This is a genomic window from Alkalibacillus sp. S2W (genome assembly GCF_046764385.1).
Taxonomy (GTDB): Bacteria; Bacillota; Bacilli; order Bacillales; family Alkalibacillaceae; genus Alkalibacillus; species Alkalibacillus almallahensis.
This window is the reverse complement of the sequence record NZ_CP177234.1, coordinates 860,358-881,595: the sequence shown is the minus strand read 5'-3', so window position 1 is coordinate 881,595 and position 21,238 is coordinate 860,358. Positions and strand designations below refer to the sequence as shown.

The following is a 21,238-nucleotide window of genomic DNA, read 5'->3' as shown; positions in this document are numbered from 1 at the left end:
CGTCTCCCCCTTTTAATTCGTCTCACCATCATCACGGTCCGCTTTCGACGTGATTCGTTTTTCTATAAACTTCCCAATCAACCAAAACAGCCCAACAACAATACCTACGACAACTGTTTTAATCGGCTCAGTCGCAAACGACGCCAGGCTATCACCAACATACGACACTGAAAAAATCATCACTGCTTTCGCTAGTCCAACCGTTAAAATAAACGACTGTAGCGACATTCTCGTAAACGCCGCCACCACATTAATTAATGCTGACGGTGAAAATGGGAAACATAACAACAAGAACATCGGTCCAAATCCGCGTTGGTCGAAAAAATTCGTGATCCGCTGAATATGGCGCTGGTATTTAATTCGTCGCACCCAATTAAACCGCTCACTCTTTCGGATCAGTATAAACACGACAATCGCCCCAACAGACGCGCCAATCCAGGAATACAAAAACCCAAACACAAGCCCGTACACGAGCGAATTCGCCAAAATAAATACTAAATTCGGCAAAATCGGTAAAAACGCTTCAATAAACGGTAATAATATGCCTGGAAGCGGGCCAAAACTACCGTAGAATTCAAGCAAACGAATTATAAATCCACCAATAACATTATCTGATATTAAATCCTTTAGTTCATCGAGGTTCGTTGCATCATCATTCATAGCATTAACTCCTTCTAAATCTCTCCCTTCATTTTATAAAAAAATTAACCGTTTGCCTACTTTTTTACCAATTTGTCATTAAGGGTTTGATTTTTATAAGGTTATTTCATATAATAGAACAAACGTTCGATAAATGCAACCGGAGGGATCGACATGCCTTATTTAAATGAAGAAGAAGGACGCATGGCATCACGTTATTTATTCTTATCCATGACCATCGTCGTCTTAGAACAAGATATTCGCTCCGTTGAAAACGGCCCATATAAAATCAAAGAACCTTATTTAGAACTACTGCGGCGCATGATCCACCAAGCCCGCACCGAACGACGCGAACTCCGCAAAACCATGGACCAGAAAAAAATCGATGTCGTCTTCATCGAGAAAAATGATACCTTTTCGACCTATTTATTCCTAGCCCGCGGTTACGAAGAAGAACGGCGCTACTTCAACCCCGCCGTCCGCAAAAAAGTCGAAAACATCCTAAATGAACTCATGTACGACATCACAACAAGCGTCACCAAACCCGCGCCGGATTTTGCTTAAAGCTATTAAAAAGTCATTCAGTTAAACTTGCAGCACCTGATGCATCCTTAACTGAACGACTTTTCTTTAATTTATAGGCATTTACTTGTTAAAAAATAACCTTTCGTGAAACGGTCATCCCGTAAACTTCAGATCGCGATTTATCATCGAGCTCCGCGCCTTTACCATCGGCCTGCAGACGTTTTCCATCGACTCCACATCAAATACCATCGATTGGAGGAGGTTTTCCATCGACCTCTCAACCATTACCATCGAGTTTTGAGTCTTTTCCATCGAGTTAGCTTCTGTTACGATCGAGTTAATTAACCAATTAGTCAAGTCCATAATTATGTGTAAAATACATGGCAATGAAATTCAACTCTTGTCATTGATTATTTATGTGTTATCGCGATGAGGTGGAGATGGTGAGGGACGAGCCATCTCCACCTCATCGCGTCATTTCATTTGTTTTCCCAGATCCTAAATTTTTTAGGATTATGTTTGATGATTTCTTCATACGCCATTAATGTTGCCCCAACCAGACGGAAGGCTGATTGTGTGTTCGGAAAAATACGAATGATTTTTTCTCGTCTTCGAACTTCTTGGTTTAAACGTTCTAATGAGTTTGTACTTCTAACATGTGTTTTAAAGTTTTCAGGAATGGCATCGCCTAGATATTGAATCGCGTCTTCAAACCCTTCATCTAAAACCTTACAAGCCTTTTGAAATGATGGTTGATCACCATAGTCATCGAGAAACTGATCTCTAAGTTGTCGTGCTTCCTTTTGCGACGAGGCATCAAATATTTGTTTCAATAACTTAATGGCTTCTTTTTTGCCTTCTTTAGGCATTTTGACGATGATATTTCGTTTGAAATGAACGGTGCAACGTTGCCATGACGTCCCTATAAAAGACTTTTGAATCGCATTTACTAAGCCGTTATGAGCATCTGAAACAACCAACTTAGGTGATGATACCCCTCTTCCAATTAGCTGCTGAAAAAATGTTTGCCAAGCCTCCTCATTCTCCGAATGACTAATGTGAAGCCCTAATATATGCCGATAGCCTTCATCATCTAATGCGATGGCTATATAAACTGCCTTGGAGACCACTTTTTGGTTTTCTCTTACTTTGATATAAAGAGCGTCGACAAACACAAAATCTAACGTTAAAGTGTGCAATGGGCGTTGAGCCCATTCATTCACAATGGGGTCTAATTTTTTCGTTAAATTCGATACAAAGGATTTCGAAACGGTTTCACCACATAACGTATTAACGATTTTCGTCACCTTACGTGTTGAAACCCCATTCACAAACATCTCTAACATCGACATCACAAACGCTTGGTCATAGCGAGCGTATCGCTCAAAAATAGAAGGTGAGAAATCACCGAATCGCGTTCGTGGAACAGTCAATTTAATAGATCCCAAACTCATGATCAATTCGCGTTCATAGTAGCCATTTCGATAATCGACACGTTCCGTTGTCCGTTCGTAAGCAGCAGCCTGTAAGTAGTCCTCACGCTCCTGTTCCATACATTCATTCAAAATCAACACAATCGTTGATTTCACCATCGTTTCTAGGTCTGAGCCCATTACTTTTTCTTTCAAATCTTCAATATTTGCGCTAAACTTAAGTTGGGTCATGAGTACTCTCCTCCTGGTAATCGTTTTTGTGGTTGAAAACATTGTACCATGTGGAGAGGAAAATGACCCTTTTTACACAATTATATGGACTCTATCAACCAATTATAATTGCTCGAAAGGAGAATGAGTGTGTTAACCAATATCTTATGGGGCTTATTCCTAGTCGCAGCTATTGCACTCATGATCATTCTAGATAAACGAAAGCAGAAAAAGCGCTACACGAAACCACATCACCTGAAAACCCAACAAGAAAAAGAGAACGAAAAAGAAGTCGAGCGAGAAGTCGAAAAAGCAAGATCACGTCGAAATGGCCCACCAGCAGGCGGCGGACCTGGAGGCTTCTGATAAGCCTAAGTTAATTCATTTTTCAAATACTAAATCACACATAAGATCAACCATCATCTTGATGTCCAGCGCACCTCATTAGTCAGATGATTCCTGGCTATTGGTTACAGTTTCTATTAAATCTTCAATAGACCCAACACATTGTTCTACCTCAGATAAATGATAAAACGTACTTGTTGTTTAAAAATGATTGACTGATTCATCTGATGAATAAAGATAAATTCTTTTCCCTTGTCCAAGTGCGATACCGAACTCTATATGACTCCCTTTACCCGCAGGCAATAAAACAATAATGAAATCTGCTTCCATCACAGCTTCTTTTTCTTTTTGCCCTATATCCCTTAAATCCTCAAAAGTTGAAGCTCTCTCATTTTTCGTCCAATCATATGTTTGAACAAAGCCCTTATTGATTAACTCATTACTAACCAACCGCACTGCATCTTTATTTTTAAAACTTGATGCGACATAAAACTTCTTCATTAGTTTATTCCCCTTCGACCAATTAAAACAGTTTTAATAATAGGACCACTTAAAAGAATCATTATAACTAATCTAAGTTCTTTTTCATTATTCACAACGAAAACAAGCCCGAATTCACAGGCTTAGTCATAACTATTCACATATTCTTTTAAATCATTAAATTTTTGATTCAATTCTTCATCTGTTAATGAATGAACTCCTGTTCCATGAAACGGTTGAGCTTTTTCTAATAAGCCTTTTAATAAATCATCATGCTCATTTGTCTGATCTAAGAAGTATTCAGCATAATTATAAGCAGAATCTCCAATATGCCCTTTTAAATCCCTACCACTTGTAGCATAATCCTCTTTCCCATTTACACCACGCTTCAAATTTTCCATGAATTCGTCAACAGAATCATGTTCTGGATGGGTAATCATATCTTTTGATGCCTTGTGTTGAGTAGGAACAAAATCTTCTACAGGCTTGTTTTTATAAATCGTTAATTGTTCTATGGTCTGATAATCTCTTGCCTGTTTTTCTTCATCTGCATTAACTTGACTGAATCCTAATATAATCCCAATCAACAACACAAAAGTTAGCAATGACGACACTACAAACTTCATCAACTTCAATCACTCCTTTTATACCACAATTTTAACTCACAATTAGTTAATTTTTAAAACTAATCTAACCTTTTAAAATCTATAACCATATCTGCAAAATGATCTTTTTCCTCTACAAAGGGAAAGTGGTTACTCTTTTCAAAAATATACAACTTTGAATTTTGCAATCCTTTGCTAATTTCTTGAGAAAAAACTAACGGACACTGCGCATCATATCTCCCGCAAAACACAATAGAAGGAACTGAAATAGTATGTAACTGATCTTGAATTTCGTAATCTGGTAATTCCTTAAATGAAAAGTAATCTAATCTCTTTTGAACAACTTTACCACTACTTGGTTTTGAAAAATATTCATCCCAGCGATCAGGATTATACAGGGACATCTTGCCCCATTCTCTACTAGCCTCTCTTCTTTCTTCTTTAGTCGAATCAGAAGATTTTAATACTGAAAAAACTTCTTTTAATTTATTATTTAAGGGACTATTGGATGAATACATGCTTCCCTCATGGTTCATATACGCTTTAGTTGCAGTTGCTCCACCAATTAATAACTTAGTTAGAGATTCAGGATAGCTTAGAGCATAAACTAACCCTAGCATCCCCCCAGTTGAATGACCCGCAAATCCCCAAGAATTATAATTCAATGCATCCCTAATCGCATCTAAGTCTTTAGCCGTTTCTTTCATACTCAATTCTGCATCAGTATTAGCTCTACAAGAATGACCTGCTTCTTTTAAATTTACTAAATAAACCTTAAAATCATTTACAAAAGCATCAGCAAAATAATTCCCGAGTTCATTAAATTCACTATATAAATGTGTAACACAAAGTGGCTCGCCAGTTCCTTGAGTGAAAACTTCAAACTCGCCTCTTTCTGTATGAACAAATTGTTGATCCCACATATTCAAATCCCCTTTAGACAAATGAACTAATATTATAGTGATTCAATACAGACTGAGGAAAAACCTGCCAACATAAAGACTAACTTACAATCATAAAAAGATACTATCCTGCATCATGTATTTCTCCTTGATTTTCCTAAGAACTATCTGACGATCCACCTCATTCAACATATCAATTTCTTTGATGATTTTATCAGGATTGGACATCAGGGAGCACCACCAATCTATTCATAGCAATACGGGAAGTGGCTTTTCATTGTATGAAACATCAAAAACCACATCCCACTAATCATTTCCCTGTATAGCTATATTAAATCAATTGTTACTCTTCTGACCAATTTGTTCTTTCAACCACTCTATTTCAGCCTTCAAATCCTTTAATGCTTCAATCTTCTCCTCTTCTTGTTGTGATGACTCATACTCTTCAAGTAAGCCTTGAGAATACCTCGCTTCCAATTCTGCTAATTGATTTAACAGCTGTTGCTCTTCTGATTCAACATTAACGTGGTTCACCCAGTCACCATATGTCCCATTGAAAACTTGCATCGTTTGTTGTTCTAATGAAATAATTTTATTCGAAATTGCTCGCAACAAGTACGGGTCATGAGTCACTAATACGATAGAGCCCGGATAGTTAACTAAAGCATCTTCAATAATTTCTCTCGATGAAATATCAAAATAATTATTAGGCTCATCTAAAATTAACAAATTAGCATCCGAAAAATACAACTTCACAAAAGCAACGCGTCCTTTTTCCCCCTCACTCAAGTTACCAATCGCTTTATAAACCTCTTCTCTTCTGAACAAAAAACATGCCAAGATCGTACGAGCATCAGTTTGCTTCATATTAGGAAGCTCCATGATTTCATCTAATATCGTATTCTGCTCGTTTAGTTGTTCGAACTCTTGGAAAAATTGCCCGATTTTCACCTGAGGATTATAATGTATGGCGCCTTGATCTCCCTCGCTAAGATCAGATATTAATTCTAGCAAAGTTGTTTTCCCGCTGCCGTTAGCACCTACCACACCTATACGGTCACCTTTCAATATATCTACGTTCACATCTTTTAAAATGGCTTTATCGCCATACGACTTAGACACCTGATCTACGTGAACCATGCGTTTACCAGTAAACTCACTTGAATGTATTTGTGTATTTATTCTGCTTGGTTGCTTTGGTTTTTGAATTGCTTCTTTTTCCAAATGCTCTAATGCACTCTCTTTTGCTTTAAGCTTTGATGCTTGCTTAGACGCTTTCTTTTGCGCATATGGGTCACGGACACTGGCTTTAGCATTAGCACTTGCATGCCAACCTTTATATTGTTGGATCAATTCTTTGAGTTTCCGTCGTTCTTTTTCCTGATTCTCGTATTGCTGTTGTCGCGTTTTTTCTTCGATTTCCTTCTGAGCCTCATATTCCTGGTATCCACCTTCATACCTGGTCAGTCCTTCAGGTGTTAATTCAAATATTGCCTTTGCAACCCGATCTATAAATTCACGTTCATGAGAAACAAATAAAACCGTACCTTGAAACGCTTGCAACCATTTAACTAACCAATCGATCGTTTCTAAATCCAAATGATTAGTTGGCTCATCAAGAATAATAAACTGTGGATTTTCAAGCATAAGCTTTACAAGTTTAGCCCGCGTTTTTTGGCCACCACTCAGTTGTTTAAAAGGTGTATGCCACAATTCTTCTATTAAGCCTATTTCTAATAATCTGCTATCAATCTCCATTTCCCATTGATAGCCATCGACTTCTAAATACTGCGATATTGCTTCATTATATTCTTTCAAAACAGCTGCATCGCTCGAATCTTTTTCTAATTGATTTTCTAGTTGAATCATCGTTTTTCTTAGTTGTTCTTTAGGGTGTTCGCTTACAACCCAATTCCAGAGTGGTAAATCCGTACGACTTTCTTCCGCTTGAACCATATAACCAATATTCGACCACTCTACACCATAATAGATATCACCTTCAGCCATAGGTTCTCGTCTAAGCAGCCCATTAATCAAACTCGTCTTTCCTACACCATTCATACCTAATAAAGCAATACGTTCATTGGGTAAAATATCAAATGTTACGTCTTCAAATAACTTCCTAACACCTTTTTCCATTGTTAAATTTTCAGCTTTTATTATAAACATGCCATCACTCCAATTTCGCCACAAAAAAAGCACAGAGGAAGGGTCCCTGTGCCGTTACAAACTAATCCATCATATAACATCATGAAGAAAAGAAATGAATGTTTATATAGTCATCTCAAAATAGACACACGTATCCCCTTCTTTTGCTCGTGGCAAAAGACTTTTTGAATAAATTTAATTACGCAAAAATAAGGGAATTGTCCATTTTGATTGTCGATACCTCCTTGAATTAAGCTAAGATTAGCATATCTTGATACATGTGTGAAGAGCAACTAGAAACTAGGTTGAACTAAACGTATTAAAAACTACTCCTCAAACTAACAACTTGATTTTATGTAAAAACCTCTCAATTTTTTAGAATATTAATATTATTTTAAGTTCAAGGCTTCTAAAGTAGTTCTAAACAATTAAATTAAACTCAAATACCCCATACACAATTGAGCCAATCATGAATAATCCACAAGTTACCGCACTTAGTAGATATGTTTTATCTTGATTAGTAAATTTCCATTTCATTATGGTGCGAAACGCAAAGGTAATACCTGGACCAATAAAAATGAGTAATCTAAGGTAATAAAACTCAATTACTGATAACACCATCACAATCATCGTTGCCCCATAAAGTATCAACTCACCATATTTATGGACCTTATTTACATATTTACTTCGTGAAGCAGTTTGTTCAATACTATTCCTTTTTATTAGATTTTTATTAATAAGCTGATCTAATATAAGGATACAAATTAAAATGGATAAAATTGGCATCATCATAACACAACCTTACTTTAAGAACTTATTTTCATGATCTATGTAATACTCAATAAACCCTTTATCTCTATTAGATTTTTATTGATAACCTGAACTAATATCACGTGGTTTAATGATCGTTATATTGAGCACAAAATACGTCATTGCATATTGGTGTAAACGCTAAACTAGATTCAACAGTTTTCCACAAATAGAAATCAACAGATTTCTACAAATAAGATTAAACAGGTCACCAAAAATACACGCCTTTTCTATATACTTAATGTAAGTTTTATAGAAAGTGAGGCGATTAGGAGTGAACCGTTTAATGGATTACATGGAGATTCATCGTTTGTATCAGGAAGGATTTTCTAAAAGTGCGATAGCTCGCAAGTTACAGATATCGCGTAACCGGGTGATTGATTGTTTGAATAGGTCATTCGAAGAAATGGAGGTATATACGCACACATTAAAAACGCGATCTAAGAAATTGGATCCTTATCACCAACAGATACTTGAATGGTTAAAAATGCATCACGATTTAACGGCTGCTCAAATCGTGGATTGGTTACAAGAAACGTTAGACATATCAGATATCGCAGAAAATACTGTTAGGAATTATGTGAATGACATGCGTGACCATTATCATATTCCTAAACAAACAGCTCAACGCCCCTACGTATCTGTTCCTGAGTTACCCATGGGACAACAAGGGCAAGTCGATTTTGGTTATGATGTGGTTCAGGACAAGGACGGACGAAGCGTCCGATTATATTTTATAGCCTTTCTATTATCGCATTCACGTTTTAAATATGTTGAATGGTTGGATCGGCCATTTCGTACAGCAGATGTTATTCGAATGCATGATCATGCCTTTCATTATTTCGGAGGTATGCCCACTGAAATGGTCTATGATCAAGATGCGTTACTCGCTGTGAGTGAGAATGCAGGTGATCTGATTTTAACGTCGATTTTTTCGGCCTACCAAGATTCGAAAGGGTTTAAGATTTATTTATGTCGAAAAAGTGATCCTGAAACGAAAGGGAAAGTGGAACAAACCGTTAAATTTGTCAAAGTAAATTTTAGTCACAATCGCACGTTCCATGATATCAAGACATGGAACGCATCATGCTTATCTTGGCTTGAGAGGACAGGGAATCACAAAGTTCATCACAATACAAAAAAGAGACCTTCCGATATGCACGCCCTGGAAAAGCCGCATTTACAGAAGGTCTCAACGCACAACATCATGAATGATGTTACTCATGATAGTATAACAAGGATTATTCAAAAGGACAATGTGATTCGATTTGAAGGTAATCGCTATAGTGTTCCACGTGGCACTTATCACGCTGAATCACCTAATCTGGCGTATATTGAAACCCGTTCGGGTTGGTTATATATTCGGTTAAAACCCGATGGCAGTATTTTAGCCCAGCATGCATTGTCTGATGGCAAGGGCTTAGTCATCTCTGATCCAGCGCATCGTGACAATCAAACATCTAAACGTGATCGACTCGTTCAACAATTAAGCGATCTGTTTCATGATGAAGAGGCATTTCAGTGGTTGGTTCAATGTCTTGATGAACGATATCCGCGTCATATCGTTGATCAATTAAGGGTGGTGAACCAAGCGGTTCGGCAATATCCGAATTATATTAATCAGGCTCTAAGTCAAATGAAGCACTTAAATTTAACAAGCGGGAATGACTTCAGAGACATTGCACACTCATTGTCTGTGCAAGCCCAACAGAAGCAACCCGTTCACGGCGAATCTCATTCAGCATATGATCACTATGAGGTTCCGGAACGACCGAGTGATATTTATACGCATCTCTTATCAGGAGGTGGGCTATCATGAGCGAGGCCTATAAATCGTTACAAGATATGTGTCGTACCCTTCGGCTAGCAGAAACAGCCAAAGCGTTACCTGAATTACTAAGGGAAGCTGAATTGTCCGGTTGGACTTATTATGAATTAATGGATAAGGTTCTGACGTATGAAATGGCTTGTCGTGAACAGAAAAATATTGAACGTTTGATGAAATGGGCTGAATTTCCTGAGCATATGACCTTTGATCAGTATAATCTTCAAGAGCAATCAGCGATTGGCGACAAACAACTCAACATTTTAAAAGAACTAAACTGGGTTGAACAATGTTTTACGATTATGATGATGGGCCCAACCGGAGCTGGGAAATCGCATTTATCTATTGCATTGGGTGTTCACGCTGTCGAACAAGGTTATCAAGTCTCGTTTATCTCGATGAACCATCTCATGTATGTTTTAAAAACACGTGACTATATCAAAAAATCCAAAACACGTTACAAACGTATTATGGATTCTGACCTAATCATTATTGATGATGTCATGTATATGACTTACGAGTCACAAGAAGCCAATCTGTTTTTTCAGTTTATTTATGATAAGTATGATAAGGCTGCGTTTATTCTGACGTCTAATAAAGGACCGGGTGATTGGGGAAAATTCTTAGGCGATTCCACATTTACAACAGCGATATTGGATCGATTGCTTCACAGAAGTGAAGTGATTACATTTAGCGAGGAGGCCGAAAGTATTCGTATGAAGTATCGACAATCTATTTTCGAGGAGTAAATGAACACTCGTCAGTTAGTTAGACTGTTTAATCTTATTTGTGGAAAATTGTTTAATTCTACTTGACGGTTACAATTGGATTTTAACACGGCCAATAACACTAATATAAAAAGTGAAAATATGATAATAATAGCTGCAATAAAAACACCTGCAAGCTCTGCGGTTTTAAGGCCAAACTTCAACCTTAAATAATTACAAAATAGTAGGACTGAAACAATCACAAGCAGTCCTGTTACAATGAAATTTGGACTGGAGCTAATGACTAATATACTTAAAACAAATGCAATGATGCTCAAAATTAAAGAATTTCTCTTAGTAAACAAGATAATCCCCCTTTTATCATTAAGTTAAATCATATTAATTAAAAAAACTCCTGCTCAATGATCTCACCAATTCGCTCTGAATACTTACGTTGACTTTCGACGGATTGTTTTGATGCTTTTGCTAGAACCTTATTAGCAATCCTTATTTCAGCCCGTAATTTAATATCTGATGTCTAATGGTTTCATTCCCAAAAGTGAACCATAATAACAGCAGCAAAACGACAACCCCCATTACCAGACTAAACCAAGCAAAGTATTTATTTCCCTTATTTATTATAGGAAATAGCACAATTAAAAGTGTCCCAAAAGCAAGTTAGATGACAATAGAAAGCTTTTGTAAACGCTAAACTAAAGTAGACAGTTTTTGCTCAATAAAAATGAACACTTTTCAATCAAAAACAACTCTCTGTAGTATGATAGATTTATTATCTATCATCAGGAGGGGAAAAGGTGGAAAAGTGGCTAATGTATACGGAAATCTATCAAATGAAGCAGCAAGGATTCAAAATTAGAAGGATTGCAAAAAAAATAGGTGTTTCACGAACAACCGTTTATAAGTATCTCGAGAAGTCGCCAGAAGACATGGCTGAATGGATGGCCTCAACACGCAGAAGGACACGCAAATTGGATCAGTACGAATTATTAATTCATACGTGGTTAAGCGAAAATCCTGACCTTTCTGGAGCACAAGTTCATGATTGGTTGAAAGAACGCTTCTCTGACCTATCGGTCGGCGAAAGTACTGTTCGAAGTTATGTTAAAGAATTGAGAGAAAAATACAACATTCCAAAAGTAATGACACCTCGTTCTTATGAGGCGATTCCAGAGTTACCAATGGGTAAACAGATCCAAGTTGATTTTGGTCAATCGAAACAAAAATCATCCCAAGGTGGTACTCAAAAAGTATATGTGATTTGTTTTGTTTTATCCCATTCTCGTTACAAGTATGCAGAGTGGTTAGACCGACCTTTCACCACAAAGGATGTTATTCGGGCTCATGAACATGCTTTTGAGTATTTTGGAGGGATACCAGAAGAAATGGTTTATGATCAAGATGCCTTAATCGTTGTGAGTGAAAACGGTGGTGATATTATGTTGACCGAGGCATTTCAAACCTATTATAGAGAACGAAAGTTCCAACTTTATGTTTGTCGTAAAGCCGATCCAGAGAGTAAAGGAAAAGTAGAGAATAGTGTTAAGTTTATTAAGCAAAACTTTGCCAAAAACCGTGAGTTCAGAAACATAGAACAATGGAATGATCATTGTTGGGAGTGGCTTGAGAGGACTGGGAACGGCAAAGTGCATAACACAATAAAAAAGAAACCGGCAGAAGTGTTCTCCGTCGAAAAGAAACACCTTAAGCCGATTACTAAGAAAATAAGTCATTCACCTATTGATTCAAGTATAGCAAGAGTGGTACGTAAAGACAACACGATTTTATATGAGTCCAATCGTTATTCGGTGCCGTTGGGCACTTATGATCAACATAAACAAGTCTATGTGAAAGAGACAGATGACAAAAAGCTTTGCATACATGAATCGATGGATGGACCTATAATCGCTGAGCATTCTTTGTGTGAAGGAAAAGGAGAACTCATTCAAGATACACAGCACAAACGGGACTGGAGCAAAGGGATACCTGCCTATATGAAAACCGTTTCGGAAACGTTCCAAAATCAAGACAAAGCTATGAGCTATTTACAGGAAGTTCAAACGCAATACCCACGGTACATGAGAGATCAGTTAAAAATCATTGCCGATTCGGTTGAGGATGTTCCATCCAATGTCAAAATGAAAGCTCTAAATGCCTGTTTGAAGAACCATTTTTATAGCGCTTCGGAATTTAAAGATGTTTTATCTCATGTCGTCAGACAAGAACAATCAACTGAGAACGCGATAATCAATAGACCTCAAGGATCGTCTAAACCATCTAACTATGATCATATGAAACCGGAAGAAAGAACCTTAGATTCTTATCTCGATGTTCTTGAAGGGTCGGTGACTTAATCATGACATTAGAGCTATTACAAAATCGTTTTAAGACGTTGCGCTTGTCAGAGACAGCAGACCATTTACCTGACCTTATTCGACGAGCAGAATCCGAAGACTGGACTTACCGAGAGTTATTATCGGCATTAACATCGTATGAATTGAAGAGGCGTTCAGAAAAACAAATTGAACGACAATTGAAGTGGGCAGCATTCCCTGCCCACACAACACTTGAGATGTACAACCTTCATGAGCAACAAACCTTAAGTCAAAAGCAAATGAAGCAGTTAAGTGAGTTAACCTGGGTCGATCAATTATATAACTTGGTCCTGTTAGGACCAGCGGGGGTCGGCAAAACCCATTTAGCCACAGCACTTGGGATCGAGGCGATTGATCAAGGCTATCAGGTCATGTTTATAACCATGGAAGAACTCGTGAGGCATTTAAAAGCTGAAGAATTCACACGAAAAGCCCAAATGAGAATGAAACGAATAAGAAACGCTAATCTGGTTATTATTGATGACCTCATGTTTATGGCAATGGATCAAAGAGAAGCTAATCTCTTTTTTCATCTCATCAATGATTTACATGACAAAGCCTCGATTATATTGACGTCAAATAAGGGTCCAAGTGAGTGGGGCGAGTTATTAGGTGATCAAGGGATTACCACAGCCATTTTGGATAGGGTTCTACATCGAGTAGAAGTCATCCAATTTCGTGGTGAGGATAGTCATCGAATGAGGAATCGAACTTCCATATTTCAGGAAGAAAGTGTTCAGAATTAATTAGCAAAAAGTGTTCAATTTTACTTGACGCTTACAGCTTTGCTGCTAATGTCTCAAAAATGATATGATCACATCCCTAAATAGATTAATAAGCTTCATACGAATATAATAGAATTCCTTCCATTGATTTAATCTTAATATTTTCTAAACAACTAAGATGGCTTTTATCTAAAAAATCAACACATCTATGCCATATTTAATCTTGGAGTACCAGCAAACTTCAACATAAGTAACTATTTTACATTGATCATACCTATTGCTTAATTAATTAGAGATACTGTATCTTCAGGTATATTAGCATCATTTAACAACCATCAATCATTTAATGCGTTTTGAGAATTATCTAGTTAGTTCACTTCAATTCAAAGATCCTTTTATTAAAAATAGACCGAACAATCAACATCCCCAAGAAAATTAAAATACCACTGAAGGTGATTGCTGCTCTCATTCCAAACGGTTTAAACCATATATCATTCGGAGGCGTGATGTACATCTCCCCCAATATAATGGATAAAATCACGGAAAAGATATTAGCTAAGATTATATAGCGAATCTCAACTTTTTTTGACAAGAGACCTGTGACCATCACAAATACCAATGTCATTATAAACAAATAAGGCGCATCATTTGGATAGTAAGAGGTCTCAAAGTAATGAAACAAAAATGGCATAGGTACTAGTAAGGGTAACAAATAGATAAAAGTCATAAATCCTCCTCATACTTCTCATTTTCTATTAAGTTAATTTTCATCATTCACGTATTCAGTCGAACCTGATTCATTAAAGCTATAAAATCTAAATAACACAATCATCATTAAACTCAATCCAACAAATATGGCACCCAACAATAAATTTGGGAATCTTATCGCCCACACTCTAGAAATAAACGGTTCTAGCCAAACAACCAATGAACCACCTAAAATCATTCCTAAAGGCGTGAAACCTAAAGAAAAGAACCGAATAACGCCGCCAACTCTTCCTAATAAATGTTTAGGTGTAATACGTTGCCGGTATGATAAATTAGCAATATTCCAAATGATGATAAAATAGCTTCCTATAAAATATAATCCGGCCACAATAAATTTATTATAAAACAGTCCAACAGCTCCAAAACATAATCCCATTACAAACAATGAAACGACTAATTGAGTCTTTAACGTGAACTTAGACGAAAATAATGAAATCGTATTACTAGCTAATAAACTACCTAGTGTGCTGAAAGAAATTAGCACACCAAATTCAAATGAACTCAATTCTAAAACTTCTCTCACTAATAACACTTGTGTGGAAAGCGTACTAGAAAACAACAGTGTTACAAGGCTGCCTAAAATCACCATTAGCATTAATAAAGTGTGATCCTTGAAAATAAAAGTGAATCCTTCTTTTAACTTCACTTTCTTATAATCATCCTTAATTGTTTCAGGTAATTTCATCTTGAAAATGAATAGACTTGCTAAACAGAGTAAAATCGTATCCAATAAAAAAGGCGTGAAGATACTTATTGAAATCAGCAACCCGCCGCAAGCTCTACCTAGTACATCACTCATCGTTAATCTTGCAGTCATGATCATGCCATTAGCTTTTTCCAAATTTTCTTTTGGCACAATATCCGGCGTAACAGTCTGTGCAGAACTATCAAATAACACCTTTGAACAACCAATAAAAAAGCCACAAATAATTAACAATAGCATAGTGATTTTATTCGTTATGATTAGGACAGATAAAACAATTAACGTAATAATTCTCAAATACACACTAATCCAAATAATTAATTTCCGATCAACTTTATCCAACAATAAACCTGTATGTAGGCTGAATAATAACCAAGGAATGGTCAATGACGCAGAAACTACAGAAATCATAAAAGCATTTTCAGTCAAATTAGTAGATAACCACGGGATTGCAATCAATGTGATCCCATCACCGAGTGTTGAAAATAAAACGGCAACTAATAGATAGTGAAAATTTTTATTCTTTCGCACTCGGATCACTCATTTCTATCTCATAGTGCTGACTCCCGATAAAAAATCAATCTACTAAATGTCCACGAGGGAAATCATCAAACTATTTTTTTAAGACTATCCAATCTTCATAAGTTACTGTATCAATCCCTAAAGTCTTTGAATTTAACCAATCAAAAGTTTTTAAAACAAGTGGTGAAGCATTGTCTATGGAAGCATCCTCTTCCGATAACCACGATGCTCCTAATGAGTCCTGTCCCTCAAATTGTTCTGGAATATTTAATTGTCCGCCTACCACATTAACTGAATAATATACTGCTATATGGTGCACATCCGTAAAATATTTCCACAACCAAGGAAGCTTAAAATCAATGACACCAATGTTTTCTTCAATTTCGATTTTTAGACCCGTCTCCTCAAAAAACTCTCTTCTCATTGCTTCAGACAAACCTTCCCCTTCTTTTAAGCTTCCTCCAGGGAGGTCATATCTGTTTATATAAGGACCACCGTTCTTATATATAGCCAAAAGTTTACTATCTTTTATACATATTCCATATACTCCAAATGCTCTATGATATCTTCTACTAGACACTAATAATCCCCCACATCCGTTTAAAAGAATTGCTCCTTGAGATTTAACAAATAAAAACCTTTCATTCTTTCCGAAAAGTAATCCAAGTCGGACTTGGAGCAAATGGAAATCGGTTCAAGACCTCCAAAGCATAGCTGTCAGTTGTATCAAATTCTCCGATTATAAACTCAATCCCATGCATGTGTGCATAACTCATTTGCATATGAACCAATTCAGGAATCAATTGTTTTTGTTCCATACCATTAGCACCACACCAGCCTAATTCCATAGTCTTTTTGTCATCAGACTCATGAAGAAAGGAATAGGCGATGATGCTCTTCTCCTCAGAATCAATATAAATATAACTTCCATCTTGTAGTACATCATCAGAAACAATTAACTCATACCACTGCTCTGCTTCTAAATGTGCTACTGGATTAACCTCATGCGTTTCTTCATAAATCGTTTTCACTTGATGAATGAGTGCCTCTGTTAACCCTTCATCCATTAAGACTTCTTCTAAAGTTTGAATTTGATAACCTTTACTATTAAGAGAGTTATCATTAATAACATCAGATACTGCTAAAGCTGATATATAAGTTCTTCTTATTTCCTTGAACCCATTATGTAAATACATATTAACCTGTTTATTCGAAGTTTCCCAAGATGAGGATTGTAAAGGTAGCCCTTCTTCTTTGATTTCTTCAAGTTTAAAAAGTAGTTGTTCATGAATATCTAAGTGTCGATAACAGGGATCAATGAGGATACGAAAATAAAGGCAATAAGGATGAATTCGACTTTTCCAGGCAAGCAGTATCCCAACTAAATCATTTTCCAAATAAGCTGAGTATGCAGCATTCAACTGATTTGACTCCAAGATGTTAATCAAGTTTTCTTCTTCAAAACACGAATTCAATAATCTTTTCACCTGAGGTTCTTCTTTACCTACGTATTTCTTCACCTCAATCTTCATATTTCAACCTCCAATAGATGTCTCATAGCAGAATCGACAAACCTATTTAAGATTTGATATAGATTTCATCTTGATCTTCTCCACCAAAGGCCTATAAAAATCATTCCCAATTTAAGACTATACAAATTTTTTATAAAGGCTGCTTATTACAAAATACGAAAATAGTAAAATGACTACTAATACAATAATAACTGAGATAGAATTAGGTTCACCTGGCACAACCTGAAAAATATCCCCTAAGGATATACCTAAATTAAACCACTCTAAAATCCCGGTTAAGAAAATACCGCTAATTATACCTAACCCCATATATAACCAAAATTTGCTTTTGCTCATTTTATCACTCCAAATCGAAAATATAATCTTAAAATTCGGAATTTTATGTACATAAGTATATCATTAGTTTCAACATTTGGAATTAATTTTCCTGTAATTATGACTTCATTGGGTTAATATTTATTTTCTTTTAATTAAAATGATCTTTTCTGCTAATAGAAGCCTTTGAACACCTTTTTTAATATCAATTGCTTGTGCACCTTGATTCACAAACAATCTTTATAAGTAACAAAAAACGGAACAATTAATGAAACCAGTATTATACACAAGGTAGCTATCCCAAAAATCAAAGTAACGTCATTAGCAGGTGACAGAAATATAAAGGGAATTAAAATCGGAAGAGTTATAAGACAAGCAACAATTGTTCTACTAAGAAATGTTATCTCATGCTTCGTACGGCATTCGTTGCATTTAATAGGGCGATAATTAGCCCAGATTGATTTATAAATTTCACTCCAACTAAATTGTGCATGACAATTCTCGCATTTTTGCAATACAGTTCACCTCAATACTTATAACTTAGTTAAAACATTAATTTCACACTTTGTTAACCTGCTATTCAAAAATACCAACGATAAACTTCCACTGATCCAATATCAAAACAAAATTAAACTATACACAAACGGAATCACAAGTGCCAAAGCCAAAGATACTATCGCTACTTTTTTGGATTGTTTAGCAATACGTTCATCACCCTTATTTAAGTTCTCTACAAAATGAAGAGTATAAGAAAAACACAAAATTAATAACGTAATAGATATAACTCCTATAAAACCTACGACCATTGCCCCCCCTCCTTGCCTGACAAATTGCACTTCACCTTATCTGTATCCCTAAATGATTTTATGTATCATTACTATTCAGTCTAATGAGGACTAATGTCACAACCTCAATTGAAGTTTGTAAAAAACTTATTTCACTAAGTTTTTAAAATAAATCAGATTATCTGTCCATTCTCCAAACTCGAAAATAAATCCTTTTCGGGTACATTCATATTCCATACCTACATTTTCTGCTAGTTTGATTGAAGCGGGATTATCAATATTGATATGGGCTTCAATACGGTGAAAGTTCAAATGTTTGAAAGCTGTATGAAGGGCTTCGTTTACGGCTTCCCTGCCATATCCTTTTCCCCAATATTGATTATGGAACGAGTATCCTATTCGTCCCCATTGGAAATCCCCTCTCTCTATAGTTGATAAGTCAACCATTCCTAAATGTGTACCATCTTCCTGTCTAAACACGCCAAAAATGTATGCGGTATCCGTTAAAGCTAAATTTTGATGGTTATCTATAAGTTTATCAAACCATTCCTCTGTACAATCACTCATGTCTGTTCTGCCTGTATCATGTCGATGCTGCGATGGATAACGTCTTTTAAATCCATTTAACCAATTTTCGTAATCAGCTTTTTTAAGTGGTCTTAATACTAATCTTTCTGTTTCTGATACATATTCAAATAATTCATTTTCCGTTTTCAAATGTGAAATCCCCTTTGTATAGACTATTTAAAAACATCACCTGATCGATTAAATGTCATATCGCATCACACCTTTCATGAATTCTAATTGCTGGCACATCATGCTATCTTAATCAGCTATGGAAGAGTTATTTATAAATATCCTTTCATTCTAATTACCTTTCCATTAAATTCTGAACCCACTTCTTCCATACCGATTTTGTGATAAAACTGACGTGCAGCCATATTTGAAGGAGAAACTCTTAAGTGGTATTCACTAACATCATATTTACCGAAAAAGTCTTTTGCATAGTTGTGCAATGCTGTTCCTTTACCCACTCCGCGCATTTCAGGTATTAAATAATACAAATGAACATAGCCAATATCATAACCTTCATATTCGCGAATCGTTAATTCCAATTGTCCGATATAACAATCGTCTTCTTTTGCTAAAACAAATCCCTTAGGAAACTGTTTGATCTTCTCATTTAACCAACTCAAATAATCATCTTCTTCAAATGCCGAATCGTCTCCAAAACTTGTTATAAAAGTATCTCTCCGAAATTCAATCACTCTATTCTGATGCTTGTTTAGATTGATTTCTTCAAAGACCATCTTTATTCACTCCATTTCAATCAAACAGCTTAAAAGGATCATCCCCACCTTAAGACTTCAAAACCTCAACTACTTCCGCTTCATCACTCGTCTTCAAAACCATTTCTTCATGGTCAAAAACGAAGAATACAGGCAGTTCTTCACCACCAACATCCAAACCATCCAAGTCACTGTGGGATTTTGAGAAAAAGGTTTGAGATAGGTATAAGTTGTCAGAGGTAAAAGCTTCATTAAATCCTGGTGTTGAAGTTGATTCTAGTACAGACACAATGCTATACTTCCCTTCTTCTTCCGACAAGAAATGCTCAGGTGCTTCTGCTCCGCCTGTGCATCCTGCTGTGAAGGATATTACGAACATTAATGTAATAATAAATAGCCGACGCGTCATGTTAAAAACCCCTTTAATTAATATGAATTGCTACATCTTAAGTTTTCCCTGAATTTAACCTCATAAATCAACCTTCTACTAACCCCATCACCCTGCACTTACCGAAAACCAGTTATCCTCCAATTTATTCACTGCTCGATAATGACCATTAAAATCACCCGTTTGAGGTTCTTCATTCGTTGAGGAATAAACAATCCCTGCAAACGAGTCTAGAAATCCACCATCAGACAGAAATAATAAAGAAGTTCGATCTTCTTCAGTCTCAATATAAACTTCTCCATCAACCGACAGATGCTTATATTGATCAGGCAGTTCAATAATAGATCCGACATGCCCAGAATTTGTAGGTGCTAATTCATCATTTAAAACCATTTCAATAACCGTAGCTCTTTCTTCCTCAGTCGAGTGATAATCAGCTTCTAACACGACCTGATCAAACGGAATTAGAAAAAACAACATCACGGCGCCCCCTTGAATCACCAGGTGCTTCCAGTCCCTATGGGCTAATAAAACGACTAGCGCTATAGCAGCCACAATCAAAAATGCACTATAAGCAAATGTTGAGAAGACGAAAAATTGAAATGAACTCAACATCTCATTCAGCGTCCAATGAAAAAACTTTAACATTAAGATCATCAAACTACTTGTAATACTAGCAATCAATAGAAACTTTGTACGCAAACGCAAATTCAATTGACCTCCCACTTTACAATAATCTATCAGTGTGATTAATTAACTGAACAACCATACATCTAACAGTAAACGATTTCATTATTCTGTACCGCATTCACGGTACCACAGACATTTAACCTTTTGTGTTTCCAATGAAACGTCATTTAAAGAAATCAGGTAATATATACTCCCATTTTCTTAGATTATCTTAGAAAATATAAAAATAGTTATATTTAGACAGATTCTATATTTTAATTACCAAGAAGAACTTGTGTAAAAATGCCCACAGACAAACCTTTCTGCCAACCTATAATATACTCAAAGTTGCTTTAACTTCTCGCCTCTCCGCTGATTGTTCCTTTTGACACCCAAATTTGGTTAATGTATTTCTTTTCATAATCAACAAAAATTAACGGCCTTTTACAAATATTCATACATTTAAGGTCATAATATCATAATAATAAACACCTATGGCAAATTTAGGTTAAAAAATATT

General features: G+C 36.1%; 24 protein-coding genes. 6 read left to right on the top strand and 18 right to left on the bottom strand.

Annotated features, from left to right (window positions below):
* Positions 1-12 precede the first annotated feature (12 nt).
* Positions 13-660: a TVP38/TMEM64 family protein gene (locus tag ACKXGF_RS04775; protein ID WP_411955081.1), complete on the bottom strand. Its 648-nt coding sequence runs from the start codon at positions 658-660 to the stop codon at positions 13-15.
* A gap of 153 nt (positions 661-813) precedes the next feature.
* Between ACKXGF_RS04775 and ACKXGF_RS04770 the strand changes: the two genes are divergently transcribed.
* Complete coding sequence (locus ACKXGF_RS04770) at positions 814-1,203, top strand: hypothetical protein (protein ID WP_167263069.1); 390 nt, start codon at positions 814-816, stop codon at positions 1,201-1,203.
* A 440-nt stretch (positions 1,204-1,643) separates the two neighbouring features.
* Here ACKXGF_RS04770 and ACKXGF_RS04765 read toward each other — a convergent pair whose 3' ends face one another.
* Positions 1,644-2,828: an IS256 family transposase gene (locus ACKXGF_RS04765; RefSeq protein WP_411953968.1), complete on the bottom strand. Its 1,185-nt coding sequence runs from the start codon at positions 2,826-2,828 to the stop codon at positions 1,644-1,646.
* A gap of 129 nt (positions 2,829-2,957) precedes the next feature.
* Here ACKXGF_RS04765 and ACKXGF_RS04760 point away from each other — a divergent pair, with 129 nt between their 5' ends.
* Positions 2,958-3,173 (top strand): hypothetical protein, encoded by a 216-nt coding sequence (locus tag ACKXGF_RS04760; protein ID WP_411955080.1) that lies wholly within the window; start codon positions 2,958-2,960, stop codon positions 3,171-3,173.
* Positions 3,174-3,353: 180 nt separating this feature from the next.
* Here ACKXGF_RS04760 and ACKXGF_RS04755 read toward each other — a convergent pair whose 3' ends face one another.
* The 5 genes from ACKXGF_RS04755 to ACKXGF_RS04735 form a co-directional block, all read right to left on the bottom strand.
* Positions 3,354-3,653: a group-specific protein gene (locus ACKXGF_RS04755; RefSeq protein WP_411955079.1), complete on the bottom strand. Its 300-nt coding sequence runs from the start codon at positions 3,651-3,653 to the stop codon at positions 3,354-3,356.
* 122 nt (positions 3,654-3,775) lie between these two features.
* A complete protein-coding gene (locus ACKXGF_RS04750; RefSeq protein WP_411955078.1) occupies positions 3,776-4,261 on the bottom strand; it encodes a hypothetical protein in 486 nt (161 codons plus the stop codon).
* 56 nt (positions 4,262-4,317) lie between these two features.
* Positions 4,318-5,160, bottom strand: coding sequence for an alpha/beta fold hydrolase (locus ACKXGF_RS04745; RefSeq protein WP_411955077.1), 843 nt, complete (start codon positions 5,158-5,160; stop codon positions 4,318-4,320).
* Positions 5,161-5,475: 315 nt separating this feature from the next.
* Positions 5,476-7,308, bottom strand: a complete 1,833-nt coding sequence (gene abc-f, locus ACKXGF_RS04740) for a ribosomal protection-like ABC-F family protein (RefSeq protein WP_411955076.1) — start codon at positions 7,306-7,308, stop codon at positions 5,476-5,478.
* Between the two features lie 399 nt (positions 7,309-7,707).
* Positions 7,708-8,076 (bottom strand): DUF4181 domain-containing protein, encoded by a 369-nt coding sequence (locus ACKXGF_RS04735; RefSeq protein WP_411955075.1) that lies wholly within the window; start codon positions 8,074-8,076, stop codon positions 7,708-7,710.
* A gap of 307 nt (positions 8,077-8,383) precedes the next feature.
* Here ACKXGF_RS04735 and istA (ACKXGF_RS04730) point away from each other — a divergent pair, with 307 nt between their 5' ends.
* Both istA (ACKXGF_RS04730) and istB (ACKXGF_RS04725) read left to right on the top strand, forming a co-directional pair.
* Entirely contained in the window at positions 8,384-9,916 is a 1,533-nt protein-coding gene (gene istA, locus ACKXGF_RS04730; protein WP_411953849.1) for an IS21 family transposase, read from the top strand.
* Entirely contained in the window at positions 9,913-10,671 is a 759-nt protein-coding gene (istB, locus tag ACKXGF_RS04725; RefSeq protein ID WP_411953848.1) for an IS21-like element helper ATPase IstB, read from the top strand. Before istA (ACKXGF_RS04730) ends, istB (ACKXGF_RS04725) begins: the two co-directional genes overlap by 4 nt.
* Positions 10,672-10,682: 11 nt before the next feature.
* Here the strand turns inward: istB (ACKXGF_RS04725) and ACKXGF_RS04720 are convergent, their stop codons facing one another.
* Entirely contained in the window at positions 10,683-10,994 is a 312-nt protein-coding gene (locus ACKXGF_RS04720; protein ID WP_411955074.1) for a hypothetical protein, read from the bottom strand.
* Between the two features lie 450 nt (positions 10,995-11,444).
* On the opposite strand from ACKXGF_RS04720, the gene istA (ACKXGF_RS04715) reads away from it, so the two are divergent.
* Both istA (ACKXGF_RS04715) and istB (ACKXGF_RS04710) read left to right on the top strand, forming a co-directional pair.
* Positions 11,445-13,001 (top strand): IS21 family transposase, encoded by a 1,557-nt coding sequence (istA, locus tag ACKXGF_RS04715; protein ID WP_411955073.1) that lies wholly within the window; start codon positions 11,445-11,447, stop codon positions 12,999-13,001.
* A gap of 2 nt (positions 13,002-13,003) precedes the next feature.
* Entirely contained in the window at positions 13,004-13,768 is a 765-nt protein-coding gene (istB, locus tag ACKXGF_RS04710; protein ID WP_411954808.1) for an IS21-like element helper ATPase IstB, read from the top strand.
* 739 nt (positions 13,769-14,507) lie between these two features.
* On the opposite strand, the gene ACKXGF_RS04705 is transcribed toward istB (ACKXGF_RS04710), so the two are convergent.
* The 10 genes from ACKXGF_RS04705 to ACKXGF_RS04660 form a co-directional block, all read right to left on the bottom strand.
* On the bottom strand, positions 14,508-15,749 hold the full coding sequence (locus ACKXGF_RS04705) for an MFS transporter (RefSeq protein ID WP_411955072.1): 1,242 nt from the start codon (positions 15,747-15,749) through the stop codon (positions 14,508-14,510).
* A gap of 82 nt (positions 15,750-15,831) precedes the next feature.
* Complete coding sequence (locus ACKXGF_RS04700; RefSeq protein ID WP_411955071.1) at positions 15,832-16,320, bottom strand: NUDIX hydrolase; 489 nt, start codon at positions 16,318-16,320, stop codon at positions 15,832-15,834.
* A 61-nt stretch (positions 16,321-16,381) separates the two neighbouring features.
* On the bottom strand, positions 16,382-17,272 hold the full coding sequence (locus tag ACKXGF_RS04695) for a GNAT family N-acetyltransferase (RefSeq protein WP_411955070.1): 891 nt from the start codon (positions 17,270-17,272) through the stop codon (positions 16,382-16,384).
* 117 nt (positions 17,273-17,389) lie between these two features.
* The gene (locus ACKXGF_RS04690; RefSeq protein WP_411955069.1) at positions 17,390-17,608 is read right to left on the bottom strand and encodes a hypothetical protein; all 219 of its coding nucleotides are present in this window, start codon (positions 17,606-17,608) and stop codon (positions 17,390-17,392) included.
* A gap of 206 nt (positions 17,609-17,814) precedes the next feature.
* Positions 17,815-18,102, bottom strand: a complete 288-nt coding sequence (locus ACKXGF_RS04685) for a TIGR04104 family putative zinc finger protein (protein WP_411955068.1) — start codon at positions 18,100-18,102, stop codon at positions 17,815-17,817.
* A gap of 102 nt (positions 18,103-18,204) precedes the next feature.
* A complete protein-coding gene (locus tag ACKXGF_RS04680; RefSeq protein WP_411955067.1) occupies positions 18,205-18,393 on the bottom strand; it encodes a hypothetical protein in 189 nt (62 codons plus the stop codon).
* Positions 18,394-18,519: 126 nt separating this feature from the next.
* Complete coding sequence (locus ACKXGF_RS04675; RefSeq protein ID WP_411955066.1) at positions 18,520-19,089, bottom strand: GNAT family N-acetyltransferase; 570 nt, start codon at positions 19,087-19,089, stop codon at positions 18,520-18,522.
* A gap of 131 nt (positions 19,090-19,220) precedes the next feature.
* Complete coding sequence (locus ACKXGF_RS04670; RefSeq protein ID WP_411955065.1) at positions 19,221-19,682, bottom strand: GNAT family N-acetyltransferase; 462 nt, start codon at positions 19,680-19,682, stop codon at positions 19,221-19,223.
* A 49-nt stretch (positions 19,683-19,731) separates the two neighbouring features.
* A complete protein-coding gene (locus tag ACKXGF_RS04665) occupies positions 19,732-20,070 on the bottom strand; it encodes a hypothetical protein (RefSeq protein WP_411955064.1) in 339 nt (112 codons plus the stop codon).
* 87 nt (positions 20,071-20,157) lie between these two features.
* Entirely contained in the window at positions 20,158-20,757 is a 600-nt protein-coding gene (locus ACKXGF_RS04660; RefSeq protein ID WP_411955063.1) for a hypothetical protein, read from the bottom strand.
* Positions 20,758-21,238: the final 481 nt, after the last annotated feature.

Coding starts and splice junctions, on each gene's coding strand:
- abc-f (WP_411955076.1), bottom strand. CDS start 7,308: ATGTTTATAATAAAAGCTGAAAATTTAACAATGGAAAAAGGTGTTAGG.
- ACKXGF_RS04690 (WP_411955069.1), bottom strand. CDS start 17,608: ATGAGCAAAAGCAAATTTTGGTTATATATGGGGTTAGGTATAATTAGC.
- ACKXGF_RS04695 (WP_411955070.1), bottom strand. CDS start 17,272: ATGAAGATTGAGGTGAAGAAATACGTAGGTAAAGAAGAACCTCAGGTG.
- ACKXGF_RS04770 (WP_167263069.1), top strand. CDS start 814: ATGCCTTATTTAAATGAAGAAGAAGGACGCATGGCATCACGTTATTTA.
- ACKXGF_RS04680 (WP_411955067.1), bottom strand. CDS start 18,393: ATGGTCGTAGGTTTTATAGGAGTTATATCTATTACGTTATTAATTTTG.
- ACKXGF_RS04665 (WP_411955064.1), bottom strand. CDS start 20,070: ATGACGCGTCGGCTATTTATTATTACATTAATGTTCGTAATATCCTTC.
- istB (WP_411954808.1), top strand. CDS start 13,004: ATGACATTAGAGCTATTACAAAATCGTTTTAAGACGTTGCGCTTGTCA.
- ACKXGF_RS04745 (WP_411955077.1), bottom strand. CDS start 5,160: ATGTGGGATCAACAATTTGTTCATACAGAAAGAGGCGAGTTTGAAGTT.
- ACKXGF_RS04775 (WP_411955081.1), bottom strand. CDS start 660: ATGAATGATGATGCAACGAACCTCGATGAACTAAAGGATTTAATATCA.
- ACKXGF_RS04755 (WP_411955079.1), bottom strand. CDS start 3,653: ATGAAGAAGTTTTATGTCGCATCAAGTTTTAAAAATAAAGATGCAGTG.
- ACKXGF_RS04735 (WP_411955075.1), bottom strand. CDS start 8,076: ATGATGCCAATTTTATCCATTTTAATTTGTATCCTTATATTAGATCAG.
- ACKXGF_RS04670 (WP_411955065.1), bottom strand. CDS start 19,682: ATGGTCTTTGAAGAAATCAATCTAAACAAGCATCAGAATAGAGTGATT.
- istA (WP_411953849.1), top strand. CDS start 8,384: ATGGATTACATGGAGATTCATCGTTTGTATCAGGAAGGATTTTCTAAA.
- ACKXGF_RS04765 (WP_411953968.1), bottom strand. CDS start 2,828: ATGACCCAACTTAAGTTTAGCGCAAATATTGAAGATTTGAAAGAAAAA.
- istB (WP_411953848.1), top strand. CDS start 9,913: ATGAGCGAGGCCTATAAATCGTTACAAGATATGTGTCGTACCCTTCGG.